This is a genomic window from Polynucleobacter sp. MG-27-Goln-C1 (genome assembly GCF_018881905.1).
Classification (GTDB): Bacteria; Pseudomonadota; Gammaproteobacteria; order Burkholderiales; family Burkholderiaceae; genus Polynucleobacter.
Map to the genome: position 1 here is coordinate 741,103 of NZ_JACVPM010000001.1, position 20,570 is coordinate 761,672.

The following is a 20,570-nucleotide window of genomic DNA, read 5'->3' on the forward strand; positions in this document are numbered from 1 at the left end:
TAAAGATTGTGTTTGCGGGCCAGGGTTACTTTCCAGCCCAGACAGGTGGCTGGCCATCCAAGAATGCAGAAACACCATTCTTAAAATCTTCACTGCCATAGCATTCCCGAATGAGATCGCTGCAGTCTGGTAAATTATTTTTAATCAATCTAGCTAAAGTCAACTTGGTCGATTTTTGTGTAATGGGCGCTAATTTTATTAAGCGCTCAGCCAATTGATTAGCCTCAGCCTCAAGATTCTCAGCTGGATAAGTCGCCAAGAGATAACCTTGTTTAAGCAACTCAGGCGCAGTAACTAGCTCGGCCAATAACAACATACGCTTAACGATATTGATGCCTAGATGCGTAACGAGCCAAGCAACGTTACCGGCAGATAGGCAATTGCCGAGTGTCTTTGCAATCGGAACTCCAAAGCGAGCATCTGATGAAGAGATCCTGAAATCACAACAACTGGCGATTGCTAGGCCCCCACCGACTGCCATGCCATCAATCACCGCAATCGTCGGGATAGGCAATGTTGCCAGGGGAGCTAAATATTGATCGATACCCTCTTCATACGAAATCCCGTCCTCACCAGAAGTAAAGCTAGAGAACTGAGCGATATCACTTCCAGAGACAAAAGACTTCCCACCAGCACCACGCAAGATAGCAACTTTGGCCTTAGAGTTCTTGGCTAAATCTTCACAAATGGATTTCAGGCTCTGATACATCCCTACTGTCATTGCATTACGAGCAGCAACGTGATCAAAAGTGATGTACGCAATATGATTGCGAAGCTCTAAGCGAACTTCAGCAATACGTTCTGGAGTGGAGTTATTTTCTGCTGTCATGAAATAAAAACCCCCCCTCATTCAAGAGAGAGGGTCTGTAAATACTATAACTGAATAAGCCGATTCTAGAAATTATTCAGACTTGATGTTCAGACTCTTTACCAAGCGCTGATACTTTGCCAACTCACCCGCCAAGAACAAGCTGAAAGCAGCTGGTGTTGTTGGGCCTTCAGGCTGTAGACCCTGAGCATCCAAAGTTTTCTTAATCTCTGGATCATTCGTAGCTGCTTTAACTGCTTGGTCAATCTTATTGACTACAGCTGGATCCATGCCTTTTGGCCCCATTACGGAGTACCAATTAGTCACATCAAATCCAACGATGCCTACCTCGTTAAATGTAGGTACGTTTGGTAGTAGTGCCAAACGCTTTGGTGTTGAAATTGCTAATGCCTTCAAGTTACCCTGCTTAATTTGCTGCAAATTGGGTGGCAAGGTATCAAAGTTCATAGTGATTTGACCACCTAGTAAGTCCACAATCGCTTGACCACTCCCCTTGTAAGGCACGTGATTCATTTCTACACCAGCAATCTTGGAGAACAGGGCACCAGCGAGATGCTGCGTACTACCAATACCGGATGAGCCATAAGTCATCTGACCTGGATTCTGCTTGGCCAAAGAAATTAATTGCGCTACCGAGTTCACTGGAAGTGTAGATTTAACAACCAAGACGTTTGGCACATAACCCAAATAGGTGATTGGCGTAAAGTCTGTTGCTGGGTTGTAAGGAACGTTCTTCAGAACATAAGGCGAGATTGCATTGGAGTTGGAATGCCCCATCAATAATGTGTAGCCATCTGGATTGGATTTAGCAACGAGGTCTGCGCCAATAGTTCCCGCAGCACCAGATTTATTTTCAATGATGACGCTTTGACCCAAAATCTCGCCCATCTTTGGAGAGATAGCGCGAGCCACAATATCGGTACCGCCACCAGGAGCAAATCCGACAATTAAACGAATAGGTTTAGTTGGGAAGGCCTGTTGCGCGCTCGCAGAAAATGGCAAGGCACTACAAATACCTAGGGCCAAAAAAGCGAATCTACGCAAAATCCTTTTAGGGGATTGATTGGTCATACGGTCTCCATTTTTTGTTTTATATTCAAGGCTAGTATTTAGCAGATCAATATAAACATATAAAAACAATTGAGACAATGATGAAAACACCTACCGGCAAGCCTTTACCCCTGGCTGGCGTCCGAGTTCTTGACGTGAGTCAAGTAATGGCCGGACCCTACTGCTGCATGTTGCTTGCGGACTTGGGTGCTGATGTCATCAAAATCGAACCTCCTGGTACTGGAGACCAGACTCGTGGCGCAATGGGATTCAAGATGAAAGGTTCAGACAGCATGGGCTTTCTGAATATGAATCGCAATAAGCGCAGCGTGACGCTCAACCTCAAAACTGAAGCTGGAAAAAAGGTATTTTTTGAGCTGGTTAAAACTGCGGATATTTTGGTTGAAAACTATCGCCCAGGTGTCATGAAAAAACTGGGCATTGATTACCACTCATTAAAAGAGATTAATCCAGGGTTGGTCTATGCCAGCATCTCTGGATTTGGGCAAACGGGTCCATGGGCAGATCGCCCTGGTTTTGATTTGATGGCACAAGCGATGTCTGGCGTCATGAGCGTGACAGGCTATCCGGATGGTCCTCCTGTAAAAGCGGGTGTTCCAGTAGCCGATATTGGTTGCGCCCTCTTCGCAGTCTATGGAATTTTGTCAGCCTATATTGGTAAAACCAAATCCGGCGAAGGTCAATTTATTGATGCATCCCTATTTGATTCCGCCTTGGCTTTCTCCATATGGGATACAGCGCAATATTGGGGCACAGGTGTTGAGCCATACAAACTTGGTACAGCCAATCACATGAGCGCCCCCTATCAGGCCATGAAAGCCTCTGATGGTTACTTTGTAATGGGAGCCACCAATCAAAAGCTCTGGAAACTCCTCTGCGACAAGATTGGTCGCCCAGAATTATTTGAAGATCCGCTGTTTATCACCAATCCACTTCGCTTAGCCAATCGCTTAATGTTGGCAAGCGAACTTGAAAAGACCTTCGTTACCAAAACTAGTGATGAATGGGTTGATCTCCTCTTGGCGGCAGGTATCCCGGCTGGGCCAATCAATACCTACCCCGAAGCTTTTGATAGCGAGCATGGTCAGTACCGGAAGATGCGCATGGAGATTGATCATCCAATCGAGGGCAAGGTTCCCAATATTGGCTTTGCAGTCAAGATGATGGGTACACCACAACAAGTATCTCGCCACCCTCCTTTGCTTGGTGAGCACACTGATGAGGTGCTTCAGGAATTAGGTATCGCCGGCGCTGAACTCAAGGCATTAGAAGAAGGCGGGGCCTTTAATCCCTAGAGGAAAATTCTCAGTTTCCGTGCAAAGAAAAAGGACTCCGTAGAGTCCTTTTTCTTTGCAGGTAATTTACTTACTCACCAGCTGTAATAGCCAACTCCTGCGCCTCGAATGGATCTCTATTGGGCTTAACAGGTGCAGCCTTTTTAGACTTTGTACCAGGCATTAATTCAAAGTCTGGGGTAAAGACAGTCAAAGTGCCTCGCAACTGTTCAAATACTTTGCGATCACCGTCAAACTTAACCTTACCTTCAGCCTGCAATTTATCAAATGTTGTTTGACCACCCATGACCTGCTCAAGATCGCTGCGATTTAATGTAACAGTCAGGTTTGGATTTTTTGCCTGCTGACCTTTGATATTGGTCAAAGCAGAGTTACTCATCTCCACTACAAACTTCTCACCATTGTCTGGGGTAACAAGGTTGATAGTGAATTTCATATCCGCCGCTTTTTTGCTATCCATACTGATTGCCAGCGCATTGAGCCAAAGCTCAGTTGTCATGCCTTTGATCATGTCAGGACCATTTGACTTTGGAGAAGCGCCTGAGGGCATGCCATGACGAAGCTCATAAGCCGCGCCCAAGAAACTATTGCGCATACTTGGACTTTCTTTTTGATAGCCAATCTGCTCAAAAATATCTGCCAATAAATCTTTTGCAGCGGTGTTATTTGGCTGGGCATATACAAGCTTATTCACAATCTCCATCGCCTCACGGTATTTACCCTGCTGATAGAGCTGCTTACCTTTGGCCATGATCTTGGCAGAACCACCCATCATCTCAACATATAAGGGAGCCGAATCTTTCGGAGATAAGGGAGCCAGAGTTGCTGGATTTGCATCCCAATAACCTAGATAGCGATTGATGACCGCGCGGCTATTGTGCTCTTCAGAACCGTGATAGCTGTGCGCAGCCCATTGCTTTTTCAAGCTCTCAGGTTGTTTATAGACGTTCTGAATTTCATTAATGGTGACGCCATTGTTAGCTAAATGCAGAACTTCATTATGTAAATGCGCATAACTATCGCGTTGAGTGCGCATCACCTCTTGAATACGTTCATTACCCCAACGTGGCCAAGTATGAGACGCAAACATCACTTCACTTTCATTGCCATAACGATACAAAGCATTATTAATATTCTTTGACCAAGCCAAAGAGTCGCGCACTAAAGCGCCGCGCAATGTGTAAATGTTGTGAATCGTTCCGGTAATGTTCTCTGCTGCCCAGAAAGCCTTGAACTGCGGGAAATAGGTATTCATTTCAGCAGGCGCTTCAGTACCCGGTGTATTTTGGAACTCCATTTCAACACCATCTACTGTCATCTTTTCGAACGGCTGATTGATGTAGACGTTAGGCTCGATCAAGCCTAGGTTACCTGCTGCAGTATTTTTACCAATCGATTGGTCTACGTGACCAAATGGGCTGCGCGGCAGGAGCACGCCATATTGGAAGTACATACGACGGGTCATAGCATTACCAGCATAGACGTTTTCAGCAATCGCATGATCCATAAAGCCCGCAGGTGCGATTATTTTTACTTTGCCACTCTTTACATCGGCCTCGTCCACGACCCCGCGCACACCACCGAAGTGGTCGCCATGGGAATGGGAATACACCACCGCTACCACTGGACGCTTTCCTAGCTTCTCGTTCACCAACTCAAGTGCTGCACGAGCTGTCTCTTTTGCCGTTAATGGGTCAAACACAATCCATCCAGTATTGGTTTTGACGAAGCTAATATTGGCTAAGTCAAAGCCACGCACTTGATAGATCTTTCCCGGTACAACCTCATAGAGGCCATAACCCATATTAAGAATCGCTTGGCGTTGCAGGGATGGGTGAACGCTATCAAAGTCTTTACCCTGCAATAGGAACTCGTAACTACCCATATCCCAGGCAACGTTACCTGCATCAGCCATGATGGTCTTATAAGCAGGGGCAGCGATAAATCCTTTTTTAGCCTCTTCAAAGTCACGCTTATCTTCAAACGGCAGGGTTTTGCGCAAACCGTTTTGTAACTCTACCGTATAGGTGGATGGTGACTTACCCTTAGCGTCAAAGTGCTTGCCTTGCATTGCACCTGGATCAGCAACTACTCCCCCGCCTCCAGCAGCTAAAGCAGAATTGCTAGAAAGGAGTGCAATGGAGATTGCAATGAGCGTAAGTTGGGTTTTCATAGAAGCCTTAAAGTGTTGCGAGTATTAGTAAAACAGCTACTTTACGAATTTAAAGAGAGGGTTACCTTTGGGCAATTAGCCTTAGGGCTAATATTTAACTAATGAATAGAGGGTAAAAAGATGGCAAATTGCGCACCGCTACCCGGCGCATCCTCATACCGAATGCTCCCACCATGACGAGCAATGATGTGCTGGCAGAGCCATAAGCCCAAGCCCATGCCCGATTTTTTATTACTGCCAGCAAGCAATTCAAATAGATGGGATTGAGTTTCCACCGGAATACCCAAACCATTATCGGTAATCAGCATTTCAACTCCTTCTACAACATCATGACTTTCAATCTTCAAAGTTTTTGCGGTAGATGGCGATTCAGCAAGGGCTTGAATGGCATTGTTAATTAAATTCAGAAGGACTTGCTGAATCTCAGTTCGATTGACATTCACCAAAACGCTCGATGAGAGACTTAGAACAACTTGGATATTTTTTGACTGAATTTCAGGTTTAGTAATCTTGAGAACGGATTCAATTAACTCGCCAAGCTCTACTTGTTCGGCGCCAATCTTTCCATCTGAAAAGATTGATCTGAGTGATCGAATAATATTTGCAGCTCTCTGATTGTCTGACAACAAAGCCGATAAGACCTCCTGGCTCTGCTCAACACTTAAACTGCCCTCCGCAAGCTTCTTCTGCAAAAATTGAATATTTAAGAAAGAGGCGCCTAAGGGTTGGTTCAGCTCATGAGCAATCGAGGCTGATAAGGCTCCAGTAGCAACGGTTTTATTAGCCTTTAGAAGTCCAGATATCAAACTCTCCCGCTCCGATAGGAGTGCCTTAATTTCCTCATTCTCACTTTTTGATTTTGCGTTTGCCAAGGCGACTCTTTCCGCCCAATAACCACCTAAGGCAATATAAGAGAGTGTATTAATAACTAACTGCCCAATAGTCAGCAATATCAACAGTTGCGGGATTTGCTCTACCTGACTAATGGTGAAACCATTTGAGGCCAATACCCCTAGACGACCCAAGGCAAAGAACAGTTCGACTGCAGTCGCATATTGCAAATACATTAATTGCTGTGAAGGCTCTGAACTTCTTTTACGCCTAAGCATCCCAATTTGCCACGAGAAAAATATAAGAGAGATTACACACATAAATGTCGTGCGAATTTCGTAGTTTCCGTAAATACGAAGAAACTCAAAAGTTGGCACAAAAATAATGACGGAGAGTGCGAATCCATATTTAAAACGTTTGCTAATGGGACTAATTAGGGATTTGCAAAAGAGGAGCTGAAAGACGGCAGCAATATAAAACAGTGAATTAGCAACAGTGAAATTAAATTCAGGCTTTTGCAAGCCCTGAATCACTAGTATTCCACCACCAAAAACAAGCAAGGCAAGGATATTCACTATCAATGAACTCATCCAGTATTGATTTGGCCTGAGCTCGCCTTGAGAGCGGTGATAGTGATAAAGACCCAATAGCAGGCCTAACTGAATCGTGGCCAGAATAAAGAAATACAGGGCAATCAGGAGCTTCATGCTATCTATCGTACAACGAGGAACAATGCCTGGGAACTACATCCCCATCAGGTGAGGCATTTACTGTGTCAAGCTGGGTAAGCCACCACTCAAGGTTAGATAAAAGAAGTAGATAGCACCTAGAAAAATCAAAGATCCAATCAGGTACTGGGGATATCGAATGCCCTGCTCTGGCATTCCGAGCTTTTTCCCATTGACCATGGACTTCACCAGATTTTGCCGCTCCAATACGCTCATCAGAATAGCGGCGCAAATATGAAGAATCACCAGAGCCAAAGCTAAGCTAGCAACTGCTTCATGCATCTCAGATGCAAAATTACCGAAGAATTCCTTAACTGTCAGGTAACCAGTAAATCCGATCAAGAGAATCAGGAGCATCAGCACAAACATCACTAAGCCACCTGCTGGATTGTGACCAACATCATGATGGGGGCGCCCTCGCAACATCGCCATGAAATGCTCCATGACTGCCTTAGGGCTTTTAAGAAACTGGCTGAATCTGGCATAGCGGGTACCAATGACACCCCACACCAATCGAATGAGCACAAGCAAGCCTGCGGTATAGCCAAATGCATAGTGAATCATGGCCAAGCGCTCGCTCTCTGAAGTGAGCCAAGCGCCAGCAAAACAAATTACCAATAGCCAATGAAATACTCTCACTGGCATATCCCACACCAAAATGGATTGCCTCAACTTCCCAGTCGCACCAATTGTGTCGTTTACAGATGTATTCATTTCGCAGGGATCCTAATATTATTTTCGCTAAAGACACCCTTAGCGGCATCAATATGACATGCTCCACAGTTAGCAGGACTCTTAACCCCCGCCCTCTTCCAGATATCCGGCCTCACCTCATCATGCTTCCGAATAAACCAAGATGTTTTGGTGATGCGATTTTCTGGGGCAGTCTCGCTATATTTTTGACGAGTAGCAGCATTCTTAATTAACCAGCTCGTGATCTCAGCCTGAGTCTTTGCATCCACGCTGGCATCGGTCCCAAAGTGTTTCGAGAGACTAGACATCACATTTTTCCAGCTTTGCTCGCTTAATAGTCCTGGCGGATAGGCCATATGGCAACTTGCGCACTCCGCCTCATAAGAAGTTGGTGCATCGGCAGGCATCGACATCTTGGCGGCAAAGCTAGCAGACGCGAAGAAACATAAGCAAAGGGAAAGGTAAAACGTGTGGTGGATTTTCATAGGGATTTATTTGACTGTCATTAACCAGGAGAGGACATCCGCTTTTTCTTGCGCGCTACAGTCCCTGCCAAGTACATCATTGCAATTACTCTTAAACCACTTATCGGCTTTAGCTTCATCAGTGAATCGCGCAGGATTGGCGCTAGGTGCTAATGGCTTAATTACCTTGCCAGTAACAATATGTTTGGTGTCGTGATTGGGGGGATTCTCATGGCAGGAGGCACAGCTCCACTCTTTGCCATGTTTGGCATTAAAGAACTGCTCTCCACGAGCTGGCGATGCCTTACCGGATTGAGCCTCATAGGACTTCAGCAAATCAGATGGCGTTGCGGCACTGACAGCAAGCGCCAGAACCATCAAGACCATTCCAGAAAAGTACTTCAAAAACATATTTACCCCTTATAAATTTCATTGATACCCTATAACTAGTATGCGCCTTTGATATGACAGTGCTTTTTGATAGATAAGCAAAATAGTCAAGTATTTCAAGGGGATTGGGTCGATTTAGACCTGCAATCATTCCGATAACTAATATGAGTAATACAATCATCACAATTGCTATAAATAGCTTTTACCAATTAGCCCATGAATTTTTTAGAAGGGCTGTGCATTAACCCACTTAAGGACCAAAACCATTATGAAAAAAATCATCATTGCCATTGTTATTGCTGCTATCGCAGTTGGCGCATACCTTTTCCTCACTAAGCCAAAAGCACCTATCGCTGGTGTAGCTGCTCAAGAAGCTGCCCTCATTTATGACGGCGAAGTAACTAAGATTGATGCTGCTACTCGCACTGTTACTTTAAAAAATAAAGACGGTGAAACTTCTATCGTTGCTGGTCCAGAAGTAAAGAACTTTGCTGAAATCAAAGTTGGTGACCGTTTTGACGTCGTTTACGAACTCGCTGTTGCTATTGAGTTGGTTAAAGTAAAAAATCCAGGCACAACTAGCGAGCAAGTTACTACTAGCACGACTACTGCTCCACAAGGCGACAAGCCAGGCATGATCACTACTAACACTGTTACTGCTACTGCCAGTGTTGAAGCGATTGATACAACTAAGAACATCGTTTCTTTAAAAGGCCCACAAGGCAACATCTTCAAAGTTAAAGTTCAGAACCCTGACTTGATGAAAGATATTGCTGTAAACGACCAAGTTAAAGTGGTTTACACAGAAGCTATTGCTGCAGTAGTAAGCGCACCAGCTGCTAAGAAGTAATGCAATAACGCTTTCTAGCTACTAGAAAGACAAAACCCCAGCAAGTGATTGCTGGGGTTTTTTTAATTTTAAGCGAGTCGTTCTCAGACTTATCTCGAATAATTCACTTAAATAATTCCAATGGATTTAATTAGGCTCCCAGCATCAATTGGTGCCCATTTAGTACCAATGCTCTGTATATGGACTATTCCCTCAACCAAAAATATGTATACTGTCTACTACTACTCCTCCCTAACCAGGTCATTTAGTTGACTCCGGTCTGGGACGAAAAAGCCGCTCTAGGGCGGTTTTTTCATTTCTAAAAGCGATTCTTATAGGGAAACATGCAAGAAACGTCGCAGGCCTTGAGAACCGCTATCTATATCGATGGTTATAACCTCTACTATGGACGTCTTCGCGATACTCAATACAAATGGCTTGATGTAGTAGCGCTTTTTAGTCAAATTACCCGGTCCATAGAGCCACACTCGCAAATCATTTCCGTGAAATTTTTTACGGCGCCCGCACTCCCAAAATTTTCCAGGCATGGAGAGGAATCGATGCGCGCTCAGAATGACTATCACCGAGCACTCGAAGCCAAGTACCCAGATAAATTTGAGAAAGTTCTTGGTTCACACGTTTATGAAAAGGATGGGACCAGGATGCCTTTATATGTTGAAGGCAAACCCTTTGATAAAGGTAATACAGTTCGGGTATGGCGTCTAGTTGAGAAAAAAAACGGATGTTAATCTTGCATTGTCGATGTATCGAGATGTCAACAGAGGATCTTTGGATCAAGTTGTTCTCATTTCAAACGACACCGATACCGAACCAGTCATTAATGCGCTCATAGAAGACTTTCCCGCTTTAAAGATTGGAATGATCATGCCCAGAGGCCCTCAAAGTAGCGGCAAAAAGGGGCGTCCTCCAAGTAGCAGCCTGATAAACCTTGCCCACTGGTCACGGTCTTATATAAATGATGAAGAGCTCATTGCTGCGCAACTACCTGAGCAGGTGTCCACGAAAAAGAGGCCAGCCAAAAAACCGATCCACTGGTAGTAGAACATTTTGCATTCGATTGAATGTCGAATACCAACCACTGGCTGAGCGCTTCTTATGTGTATCAACCCATACTTAGTCGCATCCCAGGCATGATCTTCGGTATCAGTATCCACGTCTCCAAGGCAATGTTTTGGTAGTGGGTGGATCGGTGGCCAAAAAAGCTCCAAAAAAAAGAGCCCCGTAAATAGGGGCTCTGCTTTTATATATGGCGGAAGAGGTGTCTAGATTTTGCCCCTCCAATAAACTCTACCATTATCCATAAGCCCATGAATTATATGGCTTTAAAGGGTAGCCCTACTCCCATGTAAACCACCTAAATCCACCTGAGACTATGTCTTGCTGATGGGTGAGAAACGGGAAAAAATCATCGTTAGCGCATAAGGGAGTTGCGACTGCCGAGCACTTAAAAAAAGGTGTGCTTTTTAAGATTTTTTTATCTGTTTTAAGTTTTTTTTATTTTCATGGTGGGTACAAAGGGGGGTTCAAACTCCATCATTAGACCCATCATTAATATGGCTTCCATGTAACCATGCTCCCGTGTAACCCATTGAGATTCAATAAAATATGTTGATTAAAAATGAGTTCAAAAGGGTTAATTTTTGCTTGAGTTTAGGATGCCGAATGTCGAATAAATTTAGCCTTACGGCACGTCGTATTGCCAATCTCTCTGAGCCTGGTTTTTACCACGACTCAGAATCTAGAGGGCTGTATCTTCAGGTGATGACGGGGGTAAATAAAATCATGCGAAGTTGGATATTTCGCTATACCAGCCCTACTTCATTTAAACGTAGAGATATGGGTTTAGGCCCACTTGAGGTCCGCTCACTTGCTGATGCTAGACGGAAAACGCTTGAGCTTCGTAAATTAATTCTAGATGGTGTTGATCCGATAGATCAGCGCAATAGGGTTCGGACCGAAGCTCTAGCCGCCACAGAGGATGGAATTACCTTCTCAATTGCAGCAGAGCGTTGTATTGCAGCTAAACGATCAGAATGGAAAAATGCGAAGCATGCTGATCAATGGGTAAACACCATGGCTACTTTTGTTAATCCAAAAATTGGGAAGATGCGGGTTGATCAAATCAATACCGGTCATATCGCCAAACTTCTAGAACAAGAAATCAAGAAGAAGTCTGGTGAAGTTGAAGGCCCCTTCTGGAATGTTCGCACCGAAACAGCTACTCGTGTACGACAACGAATTGAAGTGATCCTTGATTGGTGCAAAGCTCATGAATACATCAAGGGAGACAATCCAGCGCGCCTTAAAGGCGCCCTAGCCCATCTCTTACCTAAAGCCAACAAGATCCAGAAGAAGAGTCACCATCCCGCCCTGCCATTTCAACAAATCGGTGAGTTCGTGCGAGAGCTGCGAACTAAGAGCGGATTCTCTGTGCTTGCCCTTGAGTTCTTAATTCTTACGTCTACACGTACGGGTGAAGTACTTAATGCCAAATGGGATGAGTTTGATGTTGAAAATAAGGTTTGGACTATTCCTGCCGAAAGGATGAAAGCTGGTAAGGCGCATCGCGTGCCATTAAATTCGAGGGCCTTAGAGATATTTGAATACCTCTCTAAACATCGCGTAAATGAATCCTTATTTCCAAGCAAGCGTTACAACAAAGAGAATATGTCCAATATGTCTCTAATTGCCATCATGAAGAGAATGCCGGCATACTGCCAATATGTTCCACATGGCTTTAGATCTACATTTAGGGATTGGGCAGCAGAAACTACCGACTATCCGAATGAGACCGTAGAGCTTGCTTTGGCTCACACTATTAAGAATAAGTCTGAGGCGGCGTATAGAAGGCAGGATCAGTTAGAAAAACGAATTTTATTAATGGAAGATTGGAGAAGATACATCGAATTTGATAAATAAAGCACTATGGACGAACCGTAAGTCCTGATAACCACTTATCAACCTCCGTTATGCATAGGCACTCATCATTTCCATCCGCCTGTGTAGCCCCCTCTTGAGCAATCCCTATAACCCTAAAGGATGAGTCAATTAATGGTCCACCGCTATACCCCTTTCTAATGGCGCCGGAAATTTCTATTCGATTAAATAACGATCGAAAAAATCGTATCACGACGGACACGGGCAACAGGTTAACTCCCCGCCCCACTGTCCAATTTGGAAAGCCGACTAAAGTACATTGCTCATTTCGCAATATTGGCCTTTCGGCGCTAGAAAAGTACCTATTTCCCACCACACCATCAACAAACTCCAAGACTGCGAGATCAAGATGTCGGTCCCGATGAATAACTCGAACCGGTAAGCTTTTGGCCAACAAAGGATTGCAAACATAAAGTTTCTTATTCAAAATCCTATCTGAATCAATGTCTACAGAAACGTCAACTCCGCCTATCCGCAACATCGAGCTAAGAACGTGGTCACAAGTTATTAGACCAAAATCCTTATATATAAACGCAGTACCCTGTGCACCAACAACCTCAGTATGCTCAGGTGAAGCCTCATTCAATATGTAATCTCCGCTCCACTCCAAAACAAAGACGGCGGACTCGATATCATTTGCATTTCTTACTATGGGTTCAATTGGAAGTTTTGGGGCAAAAATGAATCCTTTGCCGCTTTCTTTCGCACATAAAGTATTATATTTTTCAGCCAATCGTGTGTAGATGGGATCGCCTCTGGAACGAATCATTTTTAGATGCAACAACTTACCCCACAAATAATTTTTAAGCTGTGGGGCATACAAATTCCTGGTTTGACGAACCTTAACTGCTACATTATTTTTTTCTATCCACCGCTTTTGAGCCGCCTCATACCCATGCACATCCCAGGCATGAATGGCGCCCCGAATTTGATCGACATAATTACGACGCACATTGGGGAATTCATTAATAGTAAGCCCAGTAACCTCAAGTCTGTGTTTTCGAGAGCTAATACGACTCTTCTTTTCATTCAATTTAAAACTATTTTTCTCAATAATTGAAAGCAGTTCATTGCCGATATGTAAATTTCCACCATCAAATTCACAAATATTTTTTGGTAATCCAAGTGGGGTGCGAGCTGAAAAAGAAAAGGTTAAATCATCCGCATATCTTGTATACATGCCTCGATGGGATTTTGCCAAGCGCATCAACTCTCCATCCAGTGAGCGACATATTAAATTGGATAGAAAAGGTGATGTTGGGGCTCCTTGAGGTAAACGCCCATTGAAAGTTGAAAGCTGAGCTAGAACCGTTGAAATTTCGTAAGAAAAGTTATAAGGCTCACCCTGAAAAACACCTCTTATTCGATAAAAAGTGATGCTGTGGAAAAAATTTTCAATATCAACGTTAAGCAGATAACTCGTTTTAGAGCTGCAGTGTACCCGTGCATTCGAAAGAATGCTTCGCTCCTTTATAAATCCATGAACACAGACTTTGGGAGTTGAAGAGTTTCTAGATAGGTAATCTAAAAGCTTGTACTGTAATCGTTTTAATTTTCTGAAAGGCTCTTCAATTACCCTGGGCGTTCCGTCGCGCTTAGATATAACAAAAGCTTTGTATCTTGGGGAAGGGTATATTAATTTGGCTAAATCAGCATAGGACGTGGAGAAAATATGCTTGGACATATAGTCAACATCGCAACGAATAAGTATTTCATGAAAATTCACAGTCAATGAAGTGCCCAATATTTATTTATGCAAATTGTCACCCCGAACTCTTTTACCAATACATTTAGCGCGCAATATTACGTAAGACTATAGCGGCCATAATCGGGGTTACTATCCTACAAGGTTCACGTTAACGTAGACCAGATTAAGTTTTTTTCGGGGTGACACCTAATTCTACCTCCACCCTCTCAAAATGCGGCACATCAACAAACCCCTTAAAATTCCCTCCCCACCGATTCTTGGGACTTAGGCTCTCCCAGTATTCCCCAACGGTTCGGATGAGCTCTTTATCCCAGACCAGCTTTCCATTCCAGAAAAAATTGAGATCAATTGCGCAGCGCCTTAAGTGGTTGCTATTCATAGTTTTTGATCTACCGCTTTTGAAGTAGATTTCCTGCTGCTCCGGTGAACGCCAAAGCTCTCCTCCAGTGATAACCCACCCTTCTGCCGTCGCAAACTGAATAAGCCTACTGACGTCAATCAAAAATGCTGCTTGCTCCGTTACTAGACCGCTCATTACTCTTCTTTTTTATTTAAGCCATGCATACGCATCTCAAAGATCTTCTCGACTGATCTACCGCCAAAGTAGGCCAGCATGACTAACTGCCCCCATTCGCCGAGGAGCTTCACATAGGCCTCATTGATATCAATACCCATAGCCGAGAGTAATGCAAATAATAGATAGGCTGTGAGGATATAAACCAGCGTTCCTGGACGAATATTCTTTGATAGCTTGGAGTCACTGCCCATATCGGATTGCCAGCGATTGGTAGCGTTGCCCTGTGAGGCTCGATGCATCTCAGCTAGAAGCTTTGATTCTTCTATCTCGAGCTCTTTTTGTTTAAGAGTGTATTGCAGTAGTAACTGCTCTTGCTCGATCTCAAGCTGTTTAAGCTTGATGAGATCTTCTTGACTGGGGTTATCTGGAATGCGCGCCCCAATCTTGCTCTCAATAAATTCCTTACCCTTAGCTTGAACCGCGCCCGCAAGTAAGCCAAGGCCATTGACGGCCAAGGTTTGTACTAGAGAGGTAATTATTGGAAGCATGTAATAAGTTCTTTTCTTGATGCTTGGAATATGGAAGTCCACCGCCCCACTACCGCCTAGGCTTTTAATTGGTGTTGGCAGTGGGGCGCAGTTACGCGCGCCCACACACCATGGTTACTTCAACACCCGCAGCCGCACCCAAATACCTGCTGCTAGCGGTGGCCTTCCCTTCTGCTAGCGTTTCTTGGCTCCTTTGGTTTCTGATGGCTCTTGCGCAAGAGTTCCTTCTAATGCCTTCTCTTGAGCTGGGAGTTGACCTTCTTTCATCAAGCCTTCTACGATCTCCATTAGCCGATCACCATCATCCTCACCAAAGACTTTGGCTACGACCTCATGGCCATACTTTGCACAGAGGCGGTCGTACTCTTGTTCTGGCGTAATGGTGGTTTTATTGGGTCTCTCAAATACCGTGACGTTCTCGCGTCCAAAGAGGTTTCGGAGGATGTTGGTCTCATAAGGCGGTACATGCACATGGATGGTTGTGAACGCATCCCTGCGCACCACTGCTTCTACTTCTCGTATTTGATAATCACTATGTACTAGCTCCTTATGGCTTATTTGATTGTTTTGCATGTCTTCCTCCTTATTGAATAGCTAATACCGCATGGGCATTAGCTCTTGAGATGGATAAAGCACAACGTAAGTTCACCATGGCGTACATAGCCAAGGTATCGTGCGGACGTATTGGGGCAACGATGTCTAAGTCATCATCACGCAGCTTCATAAAGCGGGTGTTGAGGAAATAGCAACGCTTACTCCACTCCACCGTACGATTAGCCATGGCATCGAGTTCATCAAACTGGGGATCCCAAATGATCTCTACCCCCTTGAAGGCTAAGCCAGTGTTAACACCAGCACCTACGCCTGCATCGATGTACTTGGTCTCGCCTGATCCAGCGATATGGGTCACCGTCACTTGCTTGCGATAGGTATCAATAAACTTACCACCAGCGATGATGAAATCCGGGCTACCGCCATGTTTAATACATTGGCGCCATGCGGTCTCCATCTCACCTACTAAGTTACCTGGCGATGTTGAGGCAATATCTTTGACGGCATAGTTACGCCAGTAGCTTGCTTTGGCTCGATCGATGCCACCCACAGTGCCAGCATCAGGGGCTAAGCTCACCAAACTATCTAGACCTACTACCGCATCTGCGCCGTGTGAGCCGTCACGGTGTAGTTCTAGGTCTAACTTATTCAGAAAGCCCTCCCTCAAGACTTCAAGTTGCTCATCCAAGAGGTTGATGAGTTGTACACGCTCGTTGTATTCGAGCTGAAAACCTCGAGCCCCGCCTTCACGCACTTTGATGCCATTGCTAAATAGGCGGTCATAGTCAATATAGAGGCCATCGACTGCTCTACGCCATGGGAAGGAAGCTTGCTCGGTTGTATTACGTTTATTGAACTTGACCGTCTCTTCTCCAAACGCCCAGCTAAAGTTACTGCCATGCTCTTTACGGATGTTCTCGACTACGTTCTGTTTTGCGCCTAATAGGCTTTTGCGCCCTTCCATGAGTTTTTTAAGGAAAGGTCGCTCTACCGCGATTTGGTCGACTGGTAGATTGCGCAAGTACTCATCTAAGGAAACCTTAGCTAGCTCTTGCAAGTCTGTATTTGAAATTGGCATATGCCACCCCATCAATAGTTATTTAAGAAATTGGTGGCTTCAATACCTGGTGATGGAGCGTGAACCCATCCATTGCTACGCTACTAGGCGCGACTCTAGCTTTAACGCATTGGTCTGAAGCAGTAGTTAGAGTATTTAGCTCTCACTACATGAATTGATTATTGGGGCGGTTTGTGTAGGGTTTGAATATTTCTGGGGTTTTTGTTGTTCGCGAGTTGTCTTTATGCCCAATGTGTCTTTCTGCCACCTTGGGCATAAAAGAGCGTTTCTTTACCTCTGGCCGTCAAGGGTTCGCAAGCCACCCCTTTGGGGTGCCCTTGACGGAAATAGGCTCCCTCAGTGCGGGGATTGCACACTAGAAACATTGAATTTCCTCAAGAATTTCAATCTATGAGACAATATTCATACCAATTTATTAGATTACTAATATACATATAAAACAATAGGTTATGAAATAAATGGACGATTTAATTATATCTTCAGAAGAATTCGCCCAGATTGCGAGGCTGGCAATTGGCGGCCAACAGGATGATGCGCGCCTATTTGTTGCAAAGATGGTTCGGAAGCACCGGATTGACAGCCCAGACTTTGCTAAACGACTGGAAGATCTGCTTAAAAGTCTACGTACAGCTCGCTCCAGCCCACTGCTACGAAAAGAAAGCATCACCAAGCCTCAAGCCCCCCTGCCCGTTGACGATGAGTCACGCCTATCGCTATTTAGGCGGTATGAAGATCAAATAGAGCAGCTACACCCTTTATTGAGCGCAAATCTAGAGCAATCTTTCTTTCAGTTAATACAAGAGCGCCAACAAGTGCAGCGCCTATCCGAACTCGGCTTACGTCCAACTAAATCAGCTTTTTTTCTTGGGCCGCCAGGCGTAGGAAAGACGCTAACGGCGCGGTGGCTAGCCGCCCAATTAAATGTGCCATTACTAGTTCTTGATTTAACAACAGTTATGAGCAGCCTACTAGGTAAAACTGGCGCCAATTTACGTGCAGCCCTTGACTACGCAAAGAGCACCCCTTCAGTCTTACTTCTCGATGAAATCGATGCGATAGCAAAACGAAGAAGTGATGACTCTGACATTGGCGAACTCAAAAGGCTGGTTACTGTAATGCTGCAAGAAGTAGATGATTGGCCCTCCTCCGGCCTCCTATTGGCAGCCACCAATCATCCTGAACTAATTGACCCTGCACTTTGGCGCCGCTTTGATCTTGTATTGGAATTCACGCTTCCAGAAGCAAAACAGATTAAAAAAGCCATTGAACGCTTCGCGGGCGACGAAATGCCTTACATGGAAAGATGGTTGGAAGTGCTTACCTATGGATTCCAAGGCTCTTCATTTAGCGATATTGAGCGAACATTGCAACGCTTTAGACGCGCCATGGCGCTTGGCAGGTCCCGACTTGATGAGTTGGTGGAGGACTTTGTTCGCACTTGCGTGCCGAAATTAGACAAAGATCAACGCAAGGCATTCGCTGTTATTTTGGCTGATAAAACAAAGCTGTCCCAGCGCACAATTTCAGAAATCACGGGCCTAGCGAGAGATACGATTAGAAGAGCACGTCCAACTCAATAGACATCATCAGGGAGGAAAAATGGCGCAAATGAATTTTTTAATCGGACGGGGCGAGTTGCTAGCTCAAGACATTGTCATCAAAAAAGGTGGTGCTACAAAAAAAGATTCGTACACCCTCCTAGAGGCACGTCAAGCACTGGCGCCACAAATCACAGCTACTTCAGAATCACTTTCTCAGCTACCCGATGAAGCATGCCCTAATGATATGGCCGTTGCAAGGCTCACACTTCATCCAGAATATATTGCCAAATCCTATTTCCCCGTGGGATTTTTAAGAGCAAATGCGTTACGTTCCGTTGGTAGTCGCACAGTCACAATAACACCCGAAAAATGGAGCAGAAAAGGAGCGCCTCGGGCCGTCACCACTACTGAACTATTTATAGCTGGTGCTCGAGATAGCTTCAAGGATTTAAATCATTGGGTGCTAAATAACCCAGACAATGAACCAGCAACTAACGAAATACTCAGAATAGAGCGATTCAATAGTTTTGAGCCAGAAAATCGCTATAAAACTCTCGGCTCTGACTCGCTGCGCTTCTTTGAAGTTGGCATTCATTTACTCGTGAATGAAGAATCTAACTTTATTCAATCCGCCTTCACCGAATATGCCAATACACTCAAAATAAAAGTTCATGAGCAATTGGCGATGCGGGCAGGAAGCCTTTGGTTTGTTCCTGTAGAAGGGTCATCCACGGCCATGAAAAAACTTGCAGCTTTTTCGTTCATTCGCGTGTTGCGCCCCATGCCACTATTGCGCGGCATTCGACCGGTTAGTAGAAGCTCACCCATTTCTATGGGCTGTCAATTGCCAAATGAAATGCCAATTTCAAACGAGCCCCGAGTTGCTATTCTTGATGGCGGCTTACCAGAGCATCACCCTCTCTCGCCAATGTGGCTTAACTCTTACAAAATCAGTGACCCTGCAGCAAAAGACCAAATAGATGCTCTCGAGCACGGACTAGCCGTATCTTCAGCATTTTTATTTGGGCCGCTCACGCCCGGTGGTGTAGCTCCGCGACCTTATGCACCTATTAATCATGTTCGAATCTTGGATGATCATGCCAACACAGAAGACCCCCTTCAGCTATATAGAACTCTAGGTCACATAGAAGAAGTATTAATGTCTCGTCAGTATGATTTTATTAATTTAAGTCTTGGACCAGACCTACCAATAGAGGATGAGGATGTTCACTCGTGGACCTCGGTCATCGATGATTTGCTTTGCGATGGCGACACTTTCATGACGGTGGCTGCAGGCAACAACGGCGAAGGCGATCACCTACTAAAATACAACCGGATACAGGTACCCTCGGACTGTGTCAATGCGGTAGCTGTTGGTAGCGCCAGCGATATTGGTACCACATGGAATAGAGCCAGATATAGCGCAATTGGACCCGGTCGAAGACCGGGAGTTGTCAAGCCAGATGTCCTCGCTTTTGGCGGGGATGCTGCAACTCGCTATTTTCATGCACTATACCCAGGAAAAGAAGCTACCCTAACCCCGCTTCAAGGCACAAGCTTTGCCGCCCCACTTTTATTACGCAATGCAGTCGGCATACGTGCTGTATTAGGTCAAGATCTAACCCCTTTAGCCATTAAAGCACTGCTTGTACATAGCGCAAAACAAAATGGCAATGACAAAAATGAGGTTGGCTGGGGCAAAGTACCTGAATCTCTTAATGAAATCATTACGTCACCCCCTGGTGTGGCTCGCATTGTTTATCAAGGGGAGCTAAAACCAGGAAAATATCTCCGAGCCTCTATTCCCATCCCTAAATCAGGGCTAACTGGACGCGTAAAACTCAAGGCAACTTTTTGCTACGCATCACCGGTGGATCCCCAGGAAGCCTCTTGCTATACCCAGGCCGGATTAGAAGTTACCTTCAGGCCAAACCTATCAAAATTCAGCAATGATAAGACCACTGGAAAGGCTAAATCACAGCCTGATACCTCCTCTTTCTTTGAAACAAATAGTTATGCAACTGAAGAAGAGAGGCGCGCTGATTGGGGAAAGTGGGAAACCACGCTTCATGCGGAACAAGGCTTTCTTGGAACTACACTCAACGCACCAGTGTTTGATATTCACTACAATGCTCGTGAATCAGGAGCTCCAACAGTAGGGGCGGGGAAAATTAAGTACGCTCTTGTAATTACTGTCGAAGCATCAAAGCACCAAGATCTCTATAACGAAATCTTGCAAAGCTACGCATCAATACTTATCCCAATACAGCCAAAAGTTACCATTCCAATTAATGTCTGAATAAGGCGCCCTTGACTTTTATGCCCAACGTGTCTTTCTGCCACCTTGGGCATAAAAGAGCGTTGC

The 20,570-nt window shown here is 44.9% G+C and carries 18 protein-coding genes; 6 read left to right on the forward strand and 12 right to left on the reverse strand.

Annotation, left to right across the window (positions count from 1 at the left end; translation table 11 throughout):
• Positions 1 to 25 precede the first annotated feature (25 nt).
• Together ICN14_RS03825 and ICN14_RS03830 are read right to left on the reverse strand one after the other, a co-directional pair.
• Entirely contained in the window at positions 26 to 829 is an 804-nt protein-coding gene (locus ICN14_RS03825) for an enoyl-CoA hydratase/isomerase family protein (RefSeq protein ID WP_216224876.1), read from the reverse strand.
• Between the two features lie 72 nt (positions 830 to 901).
• Positions 902 to 1,900 (reverse strand): tripartite tricarboxylate transporter substrate binding protein, encoded by a 999-nt coding sequence (locus tag ICN14_RS03830; RefSeq protein WP_216224877.1) that lies wholly within the window; start codon positions 1,898 to 1,900, stop codon positions 902 to 904.
• Between the two features lie 80 nt (positions 1,901 to 1,980).
• Here ICN14_RS03830 and ICN14_RS03835 point away from each other — a divergent pair, with 80 nt between their 5' ends.
• Positions 1,981 to 3,195 carry a CaiB/BaiF CoA-transferase family protein gene (locus ICN14_RS03835; protein WP_255535942.1) on the forward strand — a complete coding sequence of 405 codons (1,215 nt, stop codon included), beginning with the start codon at positions 1,981 to 1,983 and terminating at the stop codon, positions 3,193 to 3,195.
• Between the two features lie 70 nt (positions 3,196 to 3,265).
• On the opposite strand, the gene ICN14_RS03840 is transcribed toward ICN14_RS03835, so the two are convergent.
• The 5 genes from ICN14_RS03840 to ICN14_RS03860 all read right to left on the reverse strand — a co-directional run bounded on the left by ICN14_RS03840 (position 3,266) and on the right by ICN14_RS03860 (position 8,495).
• Positions 3,266 to 5,368 (reverse strand): alkyl/aryl-sulfatase, encoded by a 2,103-nt coding sequence (locus ICN14_RS03840; RefSeq protein WP_216224879.1) that lies wholly within the window; start codon positions 5,366 to 5,368, stop codon positions 3,266 to 3,268.
• A 98-nt stretch (positions 5,369 to 5,466) separates the two neighbouring features.
• Positions 5,467 to 6,906 (reverse strand): sensor histidine kinase, encoded by a 1,440-nt coding sequence (locus tag ICN14_RS03845; RefSeq protein ID WP_216224880.1) that lies wholly within the window; start codon positions 6,904 to 6,906, stop codon positions 5,467 to 5,469.
• 60 nt (positions 6,907 to 6,966) lie between these two features.
• Positions 6,967 to 7,641: a cytochrome b/b6 domain-containing protein gene (locus ICN14_RS03850; RefSeq protein WP_216224881.1), complete on the reverse strand. Its 675-nt coding sequence runs from the start codon at positions 7,639 to 7,641 to the stop codon at positions 6,967 to 6,969.
• The gene (locus ICN14_RS03855; protein ID WP_255535943.1) at positions 7,638 to 8,105 is read right to left on the reverse strand and encodes a diheme cytochrome c; all 468 of its coding nucleotides are present in this window, start codon (positions 8,103 to 8,105) and stop codon (positions 7,638 to 7,640) included. Before ICN14_RS03855 ends, ICN14_RS03850 begins: the two co-directional genes overlap by 4 nt.
• Positions 8,106 to 8,111: 6 nt before the next feature.
• Positions 8,112 to 8,495: a DUF1924 domain-containing protein gene (locus tag ICN14_RS03860; RefSeq protein WP_216224882.1), complete on the reverse strand. Its 384-nt coding sequence runs from the start codon at positions 8,493 to 8,495 to the stop codon at positions 8,112 to 8,114.
• Between the two features lie 247 nt (positions 8,496 to 8,742).
• Here ICN14_RS03860 and ICN14_RS03865 point away from each other — a divergent pair, with 247 nt between their 5' ends.
• The 3 genes from ICN14_RS03865 (at position 8,743) to ICN14_RS03875 (ending at position 12,243) form a co-directional block, all read left to right on the forward strand.
• On the forward strand, positions 8,743 to 9,324 hold the full coding sequence (locus tag ICN14_RS03865; protein ID WP_216224885.1) for a hypothetical protein: 582 nt from the start codon (positions 8,743 to 8,745) through the stop codon (positions 9,322 to 9,324).
• Positions 9,325 to 9,647: 323 nt separating this feature from the next.
• Positions 9,648 to 10,052: an NYN domain-containing protein gene (locus ICN14_RS03870; RefSeq protein WP_216224887.1), complete on the forward strand. Its 405-nt coding sequence runs from the start codon at positions 9,648 to 9,650 to the stop codon at positions 10,050 to 10,052.
• Between the two features lie 934 nt (positions 10,053 to 10,986).
• Positions 10,987 to 12,243, forward strand: coding sequence for a site-specific integrase (locus ICN14_RS03875; protein ID WP_216224889.1), 1,257 nt, complete (start codon positions 10,987 to 10,989; stop codon positions 12,241 to 12,243).
• Positions 12,244 to 12,247: 4 nt separating this feature from the next.
• Here the strand turns inward: ICN14_RS03875 and ICN14_RS03880 are convergent, their stop codons facing one another.
• The 5 genes from ICN14_RS03880 to ICN14_RS03900 form a co-directional block, all read right to left on the reverse strand.
• Positions 12,248 to 13,987, reverse strand: a complete 1,740-nt coding sequence (locus tag ICN14_RS03880) for a reverse transcriptase domain-containing protein (protein ID WP_370624811.1) — start codon at positions 13,985 to 13,987, stop codon at positions 12,248 to 12,250.
• Between the two features lie 145 nt (positions 13,988 to 14,132).
• Positions 14,133 to 14,504: a M15 family metallopeptidase gene (locus ICN14_RS03885; protein ID WP_216224891.1), complete on the reverse strand. Its 372-nt coding sequence runs from the start codon at positions 14,502 to 14,504 to the stop codon at positions 14,133 to 14,135.
• Positions 14,504 to 15,139, reverse strand: coding sequence for a hypothetical protein (locus ICN14_RS03890; RefSeq protein WP_216224892.1), 636 nt, complete (start codon positions 15,137 to 15,139; stop codon positions 14,504 to 14,506). The genes ICN14_RS03885 and ICN14_RS03890 overlap by 1 nt, the downstream gene beginning before the upstream one ends.
• Positions 15,140 to 15,208: 69 nt before the next feature.
• Positions 15,209 to 15,607: a hypothetical protein gene (locus tag ICN14_RS03895; protein ID WP_216224893.1), complete on the reverse strand. Its 399-nt coding sequence runs from the start codon at positions 15,605 to 15,607 to the stop codon at positions 15,209 to 15,211.
• A gap of 10 nt (positions 15,608 to 15,617) precedes the next feature.
• Positions 15,618 to 16,664 carry a phage major capsid protein gene (locus ICN14_RS03900; RefSeq protein WP_071461894.1) on the reverse strand — a complete coding sequence of 349 codons (1,047 nt, stop codon included), beginning with the start codon at positions 16,662 to 16,664 and terminating at the stop codon, positions 15,618 to 15,620.
• Between the two features lie 458 nt (positions 16,665 to 17,122).
• Here ICN14_RS03900 and ICN14_RS03905 point away from each other — a divergent pair, with 458 nt between their 5' ends.
• Both ICN14_RS03905 and ICN14_RS03910 read left to right on the forward strand, forming a co-directional pair.
• The gene (locus tag ICN14_RS03905; protein ID WP_216224894.1) at positions 17,123 to 18,244 is read left to right on the forward strand and encodes an AAA family ATPase; all 1,122 of its coding nucleotides are present in this window, start codon (positions 17,123 to 17,125) and stop codon (positions 18,242 to 18,244) included.
• Positions 18,245 to 18,263: 19 nt separating this feature from the next.
• A complete protein-coding gene (locus tag ICN14_RS03910; RefSeq protein WP_216224895.1) occupies positions 18,264 to 20,504 on the forward strand; it encodes a S8 family peptidase in 2,241 nt (746 codons plus the stop codon).
• Positions 20,505 to 20,570: the final 66 nt, after the last annotated feature.

Bases quoted from the DNA above. Each gene is read 5' to 3' on its own strand.
- ICN14_RS03910 (WP_216224895.1), top strand. From the start codon at position 18,264: ATGGCGCAAATGAATTTTTTAATCGGACGGGGCGAGTTGCTAGCTCAA.
- ICN14_RS03875 (WP_216224889.1), top strand. From the start codon at position 10,987: ATGTCGAATAAATTTAGCCTTACGGCACGTCGTATTGCCAATCTCTCT.
- ICN14_RS03870 (WP_216224887.1), top strand. From the start codon at position 9,648: ATGCAAGAAACGTCGCAGGCCTTGAGAACCGCTATCTATATCGATGGT.
- ICN14_RS03855 (WP_255535943.1), bottom strand. From the start codon at position 8,105: ATGAAAATCCACCACACGTTTTACCTTTCCCTTTGCTTATGTTTCTTC.
- ICN14_RS03830 (WP_216224877.1), bottom strand. From the start codon at position 1,900: ATGACCAATCAATCCCCTAAAAGGATTTTGCGTAGATTCGCTTTTTTG.
- ICN14_RS03840 (WP_216224879.1), bottom strand. From the start codon at position 5,368: ATGAAAACCCAACTTACGCTCATTGCAATCTCCATTGCACTCCTTTCT.
- ICN14_RS03895 (WP_216224893.1), bottom strand. From the start codon at position 15,607: ATGCAAAACAATCAAATAAGCCATAAGGAGCTAGTACATAGTGATTAT.
- ICN14_RS03845 (WP_216224880.1), bottom strand. From the start codon at position 6,906: ATGAAGCTCCTGATTGCCCTGTATTTCTTTATTCTGGCCACGATTCAG.
- ICN14_RS03905 (WP_216224894.1), top strand. From the start codon at position 17,123: ATGGACGATTTAATTATATCTTCAGAAGAATTCGCCCAGATTGCGAGG.
- ICN14_RS03865 (WP_216224885.1), top strand. From the start codon at position 8,743: ATGAAAAAAATCATCATTGCCATTGTTATTGCTGCTATCGCAGTTGGC.
- ICN14_RS03885 (WP_216224891.1), bottom strand. From the start codon at position 14,504: ATGAGCGGTCTAGTAACGGAGCAAGCAGCATTTTTGATTGACGTCAGT.
- ICN14_RS03835 (WP_255535942.1), top strand. From the start codon at position 1,981: ATGAAAACACCTACCGGCAAGCCTTTACCCCTGGCTGGCGTCCGAGTT.
- ICN14_RS03825 (WP_216224876.1), bottom strand. From the start codon at position 829: ATGACAGCAGAAAATAACTCCACTCCAGAACGTATTGCTGAAGTTCGC.
- ICN14_RS03850 (WP_216224881.1), bottom strand. From the start codon at position 7,641: ATGAATACATCTGTAAACGACACAATTGGTGCGACTGGGAAGTTGAGG.
- ICN14_RS03900 (WP_071461894.1), bottom strand. From the start codon at position 16,664: ATGCCAATTTCAAATACAGACTTGCAAGAGCTAGCTAAGGTTTCCTTA.
- ICN14_RS03860 (WP_216224882.1), bottom strand. From the start codon at position 8,495: ATGTTTTTGAAGTACTTTTCTGGAATGGTCTTGATGGTTCTGGCGCTT.